Origin of the sequence: Bradyrhizobium sp. CSS354, from assembly GCF_029051725.1 — a bacterium.
Classification (GTDB): domain Bacteria; phylum Pseudomonadota; class Alphaproteobacteria; order Rhizobiales; family Xanthobacteraceae; genus Bradyrhizobium.
This window is the reverse complement of the sequence record NZ_JAACFU010000026.1, coordinates 61,085-67,420: the sequence shown is the minus strand read 5'-3', so window position 1 is coordinate 67,420 and position 6,336 is coordinate 61,085. Positions and strand designations below refer to the sequence as shown.

The following is a 6,336-nucleotide window of genomic DNA, read 5'->3' as shown; positions in this document are numbered from 1 at the left end:
CAGCGGGCGAGGTTGCAGGGGGCGTTGCAGGGCTTGGTGAGGCGCTTGCCGCCGGCGAGGGCGTGGCCACAGGCGCGGGTGAGGCACTTGCCGCGGGGGCGGGCGAAGCCGACGGGGCCGGCGAGGGGCTCGCTGACGCGGCCGGCGCCGGGCTCGGCGTTTGGGCCAGCGTGGCGGACAGACTAAACGACAAGGCCGCTGCCGGGATCAGCGCGGCCAAAGCGAGACGACGAAACCTGAACATTTTTATTCTCCCCAATAGCTTATCCGCCAAGGCCTTACGTCCCCGAAGCCTTAACCCGGCCGCATGTCCCGGATCGCGCGAATTTCGCCGTTCTAACACGCGAGCGCCGAATTCGTCCCATGACAGATGCGTCATGGCAGCGTCCTGGCTCTTGTCGGCAAATCACTGGCCAAGAGGGCCAAGGATCGCCATATAAGGCAGGCGAAATTCGGGAATTTTCATGAGCGCGCTGGCCAACCACGCATTTGCCAAGATGAACGGCATCGGCAACGAAATCGTCGTTGTCGACATGCGCGATTCCGCCTCAAAGGTCACCCCGGACGATGCCCGTGCGGTGGCATCGGCGCGAGGCGGCGTGCCCTACGACCAGCTTATGGTGCTGCAGAAGCCGCGCTTCGACGGCACCGAGGCCTTCATCAGCATCTACAACAGTGACGGCTCCGAGGCAGGCGCCTGCGGCAACGGCATGCGCTGCGTCGTGCGCCGCATCTTCGAGAAGACCGGCCAGACCAATGCGACGTTCGAGACGGCCGCGGGCCTGCTCAATGCCTGGCAGGGTCCGGCGCCGGATCTTTATACGGTGGACATGGGCGCGCCAAAATTCGCCTGGCAAGACATTCCGCTCGACCAGGAATTCCGCGACACCCGCTACATCGAATTGCAGATAGGCCCGATCGACAATCCGATCCTGCATTCGCCCTCGGTGGTCAGCATGGGCAATCCGCATGCGATCTTCTGGGTCGACGACGTCGACGCCTACGACCTCGAGCGTTTCGGTCCGCTGCTGGAAAACCACCCGATCTTCCCCGAGCGCGCCAACATCACGCTCGCCCATATCGTCGATCCCCAGCACATCACGATCCGCACCTGGGAGCGCGGCGCCGGCTTGACCAGGGCCTGCGGCTCGGCGGCATGTGCCACGGCGGTTGCGGCGGCGCGGCTGAAGCGCGCCGAGCGCAATGTCGAGATCACGCTGCCTGGCGGCAAGCTCGGGATCGAATGGCGCGAGCGCGACGATCACGTGCTGATGACGGGCACGGCGACCTTCGAATATGAAGGCAGTTTCGATCCGGCGCTGTTCGCGCCGGTCGGGTGATGAGCGTCGATATCGTCACCTTCGGCTGCCGCCTCAATGCCTTCGAGGCCGAGGTGATCCGCCGCGAGGCCGAGGGCGCGGGCCTTTCAGATACCATCGTCATCAACAGCTGCGCCGTCACCAACGAAGCGGTGGCGCAGGCGCGCCAGTCGATCCGCAAATTGAAGCGCGAGCGGCCGGGAGCGCGCATCGTTGTCACCGGTTGCGCGGCGCAGACGCAAAGCGGCATGTTCGCCGAGATGGCCGAGGTCGATCGCGTCGTCGGCAATGACGACAAGATGCGGTCGTCCGCATGGCGCGAGGCGCGTGCGGCGTTCGATCTCGGTGCGAGCGAAAAAATCGCCGTCAGCGACATCATGGCGGTGAAGGAGATGGCGCCGCATCTCATCGACGGCTTTGCGAGCGGCCTGCCGCGCGTGTTCGTGCAGGTGCAGAACGGCTGCGACCATCGCTGCACCTTCTGCATCATTCCGTTCGGGCGCGGCAATTCGCGCTCGGTGCCGATGGGCGCGGTGGTGGATCAGGTCCGGGCATTGGCCGAGCGCGGCCATGTCGAGATCGTCCTGACCGGCGTCGACCTCACCAGCTACGGCGCTGACCTGCCGGGCACGCCGAAACTCGGCATGCTGACGAAGCAGATCTTGCGGCACGTGCCGGAGCTGAGGCGGTTGCGCATCTCCTCGATCGATTCCATCGAGGCGGACAGCGATCTGTTGGATGCCATCGGCGACGATCCGCGGCTGATGCCGCATCTGCATTTGTCGCTGCAGTCCGGCGACGACATGATCTTGAAGCGGATGAAGCGGCGGCATACGCGCGGCGACGCAATCGCGTTCTGCGACCAGGTCCGTCGGCTGCGCCCGGATATCGCGCTGGGCGCCGACATCATTGCGGGCTTTCCGACCGAGACCGAGGAGATGTTCTCGCGCTCGCTCGATCTGGTCGAGGAATGCGGCCTGACCTTCCTCCACGTCTTCCCCTATTCGCCGCGCCCCGGCACGCCGGCCGCGCGGATGCCGCAGGTGGCGGGCGGTGCAATCAAGCAACGGGCGAAACGGCTACGTGCGGCCGGTGAGGCTGCATTGCGGCAGCGGCTGCAAGCCGAGATCGGCGCCACGCGCGAGGTGCTGATCGAGAGCGACGGTCAGGGGCGGACGGAGCATTATCTGCCGGTGGCGATTGCGGGCGAGCGTATGGGCAGCGTCGTGCCGCTGCGGATCGCCGGCCGTGATGGCGCGCGGCTGACGACATAGTCGCTTGCGGTGAGTCGCGACGCGCTGCATCTCCAATGTCGTCCCGGCGAAGGCCGGGACCCATACCGCGTGATCTATCGATTGCGGGTCGTGGAGTACCGAGCCACTAATCTTCGCCAAACCTCTCTCGGTGTTTATGGGTCCCGGCCTTCGCCGGGACGACATTGGAATGTGGTGCGCCCCAAACAGCCTACAACGCCCGCACCTGCCAGAACCGCAGCGTCCGCCGCGCATTCTCCGGGGTCATGCGCGCGTAATGGCTTTGCGCCCTTGCGATATCGGCTGGCTTCATCGCGCCGCTCGCAAAGCGGCTTTCGAGCACGGCGGCGGTGGTTTCCCAGCTGAGTTGTGCCGCCTTGCACGGCACCAGCAGGCCGTCCTCGCGCAGGCTTTGCATCAGTGGGCGAATCACTTCGATGGTCGATCCCGACAATGCGGCCAATGCGGCCACCGCTTCTTCATAACGCCGCTGCGTGGCGAAGCCGAGCAGCGTCGCTTCGCTGAGCTGGCCGGCCGCCTTGAGGCCTGCGACGGCGCGCTTGGCACCTTCGAAATCGCGGACGCCCGACATCTCGTGCTCGACACCAACGGTGACGGCGGCGATCGCGGTCTGGATCTCCTCGAACAGATGCGGCGGCGCGCGCGACAACAAGCGGGTCCGCACGGCATCCGTAGCCGAGCGCAGCAATCGACGGCGCAGGTCTGAGGGCAGATCGACGCGGACGCCAACACTGACCGAGAGCTCGGGGTCGGCCTCGGCCTGTCCGACGATGACGGCAAATCCGTTTCCGGACACGCGCGCGCCGGGATTGGCGGCGAGCCGCCGGCTGACGCTGGGATAGCGCCGCGCCAGCAATGCATCGGTGACGATCTCCTTCAGCCACCAGCGTCCGGCGACTGCGAGCAGATGCGGCTCGCCCTTGGATGAGGCGATCTGCACCAGCGCGCCGTCGTCGAGGCGCGCGGATTCCTGCAGCACGGGACCGGCGATGCGGATTTCGTCATTGTTGGCGAGGCGGCGAATGACCGATGGCGGCGCCTGCGCGATCGGCGCGAGCTGCGCGCTGATCTCCGCGAGCGCAACGCGCGCGCCCATGTCGGCGATGGCGCGGAGCTCGATGGTGCCGATCAGGCGATCGAGCACGTCGTCGAACAGTGCGATCTGCTCGTCGTCGAAACTGCCGGCGGAGGACAGGAATAGGTCGGTGACGCGGCGGGCGGTTGCCAGGCCCTTTTCCGCCGAGCCTGTCCGAAGCGCGGACTCGACCTCGTCGATGATCGATAATTCGGCCGTGGACATGACGCGCAGCTCGTCCTGAGCAGATTGACGGAAGCTTGTTCTAAGCAACCGCTATCATTAGAGACGAGCACTGAACGTTTCGTAAACCATGCCCCAGGACCGAGCAGGGTCGGTCACTATTCTCCATTCCACCCGCAGGCGCGGAGCCGCTCGTGCATGTGGGGCGGGGCGGGCGCCACCACGCGGACCGGCTCCTTGTTCCGGGAGATCGGCACCACGATCTCGCGGGAATGCAGGTGCAGCTTCGGCTCGCCGAAGCGCGGGCCGTTGCCGTAAATGTTATCGCCAAAGATCGGCCAGCCGGTCGCGGACGAATGCACCCGCAATTGATGGGTTCGCCCGGTCACCGGTTCCATGGCGAGCCAGGTCAGGCCATGGCCCCGGCCCATCACCTTCCAGTTGGTGATGGCCTTCTGGCCCTCGGGATCTGGCTTCTGCCACCAGCCGCGTTCGGCGTTCAGCCGCCCGAGGGGCATGTCGATGGTGCCTTCGTCCTCGGTGGGGCCGCCCTCGACGATGGTCCAGTAGGTCTTGCCGATTTTGCCATGCTTGAACAGCAGGCCGAGCGAGGCCGTCGCCTTGCGATGGCGGCCGAGCACGAGGCAACCGGAGGTGTCCTTGTCCAGCCGGTGGGCCAGCACCGGCGGCCGCGGCAGGCCGAAACGGAGCGCGTCGAAGGAGGTTTCCAGATTGGCGCCGCCCTTGGGTCCGCGATGCACCGGCAGCCCGGCCGGCTTGTCGATGACCAGCATCAATCCGTCGCGATGGAGCACGCGCGCCAGGATTTCGTCGGCGGTCAATTCGGGAACATCGAGCAATTGCAGGACTTTCGGTCAAGACTTTCGTTTGGGAGCCGGAACGGCTAACACACCGCCACCATGAACGATACCACCCCCGAGACCCCCAAGCTGAGCTGGTGGCGCCGCCTGTCCGACGGGCTGAAGCGCACCTCGTCCTCGCTCGGGACTGCGGTCGCCGACCTCGTCACCAAGCGCAAGCTCGACCGCGCCATGCTCGACGACATCGAGGACGTGCTGCTGCGCGCCGACCTCGGCACCTCGGTCGCGGTGCGGATCGCGGATGCCGTCGGCACGGGGCGCTACGACAAGGCGATCTCGGCGGACGAGGTCAAGGACGTCGTCGCGACCGAAGTCGAGAAGGTGCTGGCGGCGGTGGCGAAACCGCTCGAGATCGACGCCGGCAAGAAGCCGTTCGTCATCCTCGTGGTCGGCGTCAACGGCTCCGGCAAGACCACCACCATCGGGAAACTCTCGCAAAAATTCGCGTCCGAAGGCCGCAAGGTGATGCTGGCGGCCGGCGACACGTTTCGCGCAGCAGCGATCGAGCAGCTCAAGGTCTGGGGCGAGCGCACCAGGACCCCCGTCATAGCAGGTGCGCAAGGCTCGGATTCGGCGAGCCTTGCCTTCAACGCGCTGACGGCGGCGAAGGAGCAGGCCATCGACGTGCTCCTGATCGACACCGCCGGGCGGCTTCAGAACAAGGCCGAGCTGATGAACGAGCTCGAAAAAGTCGTGCGCGTCATCCGCAAGGTGGACGCGACAGCGCCGCATGCGGTGCTGCTCGTGCTGGACGCCACCGTCGGCCAGAACGCGCTATCGCAGGTCGAGGCGTTCCATCGCACCGCGGGGGTCACCGGCCTCGTGATGACAAAGCTCGACGGCACCGCTCGTGGCGGCATCCTGGTGGCGCTCGCGGAAAAATTCAAACTGCCGGTGCATTTCATCGGCGTCGGCGAAGGCGTCGACGATCTCGCGCCGTTCACCGCGCGCGATTTCGCCCGCGCCATCGCCGGAATCGAAAGCTGAAGAATGGACAAGACCCAGCCGCACCCGCTGTTCAAGCTTGCGACCGAGCTCGGGCCGCTGCTCGTGTTCTTCTTCGTCAATGCCAAGTTCAACCTGTTCGCCGCGACCGGCGCCTTCATGGTCGCGATCGTCGCGGCGATGATCGCCTCCTATGTGGTGACGCGCCACATCCCGATCATGGCGATCGTGACAGGCGTCATCGTGCTGGTGTTCGGCACGCTGACTCTCGCGCTGCACGACGAGACCTTCATCAAGCTCAAGCCGACCATCATCTACGCTTTGTTCGCCGTGATCCTCGGCGGCGGCCTGTTGTTCGGCCGCTCCTTCATCGCCGTGATGTTCGACCAGATGTTCAATTTGACGCCGCAGGGCTGGCGCATCCTGACGCTGCGCTGGGCGCTGTTCTTCGCCGGCATGGCGGTGTTGAACGAGATCGTCTGGCGCACCCAGAGCACGGACTTCTGGGTGAACTTCAAGGTGTTCGGCGTCACGCCGATCACCATGATCTTCGCCATCGCCCAGATGCCGCTGACCAAGCGTTATCACCTCGAGCCAGCGTCGCTGGAAGCGAGCGAGGCCGAGGCGGGCGACGTGCGGAAGGGGTAAGAAGTGGTTGG

6 protein-coding genes are annotated in these 6,336 nt (G+C 65.7%); 4 read left to right on the top strand and 2 right to left on the bottom strand.

Annotation, left to right across the window (positions count from 1 at the left end):
* Nucleotides 1-464: 464 nt before the first annotated feature.
* Nucleotides 465-1,340 carry a diaminopimelate epimerase gene (gene dapF, locus GWG67_RS35180; protein ID WP_275174224.1) on the top strand — a complete coding sequence of 292 codons (876 nt, stop codon included), beginning with the start codon at nt 465-467 and terminating at the stop codon, nt 1,338-1,340.
* Nucleotides 1,340-2,593 (top strand): tRNA (N(6)-L-threonylcarbamoyladenosine(37)-C(2))-methylthiotransferase MtaB, encoded by a 1,254-nt coding sequence (mtaB, locus tag GWG67_RS35175; protein ID WP_275174222.1) that lies wholly within the window; start codon nt 1,340-1,342, stop codon nt 2,591-2,593. The genes dapF and mtaB overlap by 1 nt, the downstream gene beginning before the upstream one ends.
* 190 nt (nt 2,594-2,783) lie before the next feature.
* Here mtaB and GWG67_RS35170 read toward each other — a convergent pair whose 3' ends face one another.
* Together GWG67_RS35170 and GWG67_RS35165 are read right to left on the bottom strand one after the other, a co-directional pair.
* Complete coding sequence (locus GWG67_RS35170; protein ID WP_275174220.1) at nt 2,784-3,893, bottom strand: DUF2336 domain-containing protein; 1,110 nt, start codon at nt 3,891-3,893, stop codon at nt 2,784-2,786.
* A gap of 116 nt (nt 3,894-4,009) precedes the next feature.
* The gene (locus tag GWG67_RS35165; RefSeq protein WP_275174219.1) at nt 4,010-4,711 is read right to left on the bottom strand and encodes an RluA family pseudouridine synthase; all 702 of its coding nucleotides are present in this window, start codon (nt 4,709-4,711) and stop codon (nt 4,010-4,012) included.
* Between the two features lie 60 nt (nt 4,712-4,771).
* Here GWG67_RS35165 and ftsY point away from each other — a divergent pair, with 60 nt between their 5' ends.
* Together ftsY and GWG67_RS35155 are read left to right on the top strand one after the other, a co-directional pair.
* Nucleotides 4,772-5,719 (top strand): signal recognition particle-docking protein FtsY, encoded by a 948-nt coding sequence (ftsY, locus tag GWG67_RS35160; protein ID WP_275174217.1) that lies wholly within the window; start codon nt 4,772-4,774, stop codon nt 5,717-5,719.
* A gap of 3 nt (nt 5,720-5,722) precedes the next feature.
* On the top strand, nt 5,723-6,325 hold the full coding sequence (locus GWG67_RS35155; protein ID WP_275174215.1) for a septation protein A: 603 nt from the start codon (nt 5,723-5,725) through the stop codon (nt 6,323-6,325).
* Nucleotides 6,326-6,336 lie beyond the last annotated feature (11 nt).

Excerpts from the sequence above, each read along its gene's own strand:
- dapF (WP_275174224.1), top strand. The coding sequence starts at position 465 with ATGAGCGCGCTGGCCAACCACGCATTTGCCAAGATGAACGGCATCGGC.
- mtaB (WP_275174222.1), top strand. The coding sequence starts at position 1,340 with ATGAGCGTCGATATCGTCACCTTCGGCTGCCGCCTCAATGCCTTCGAG.
- GWG67_RS35170 (WP_275174220.1), bottom strand. The coding sequence starts at position 3,893 with ATGTCCACGGCCGAATTATCGATCATCGACGAGGTCGAGTCCGCGCTT.
- ftsY (WP_275174217.1), top strand. The coding sequence starts at position 4,772 with ATGAACGATACCACCCCCGAGACCCCCAAGCTGAGCTGGTGGCGCCGC.
- GWG67_RS35155 (WP_275174215.1), top strand. The coding sequence starts at position 5,723 with ATGGACAAGACCCAGCCGCACCCGCTGTTCAAGCTTGCGACCGAGCTC.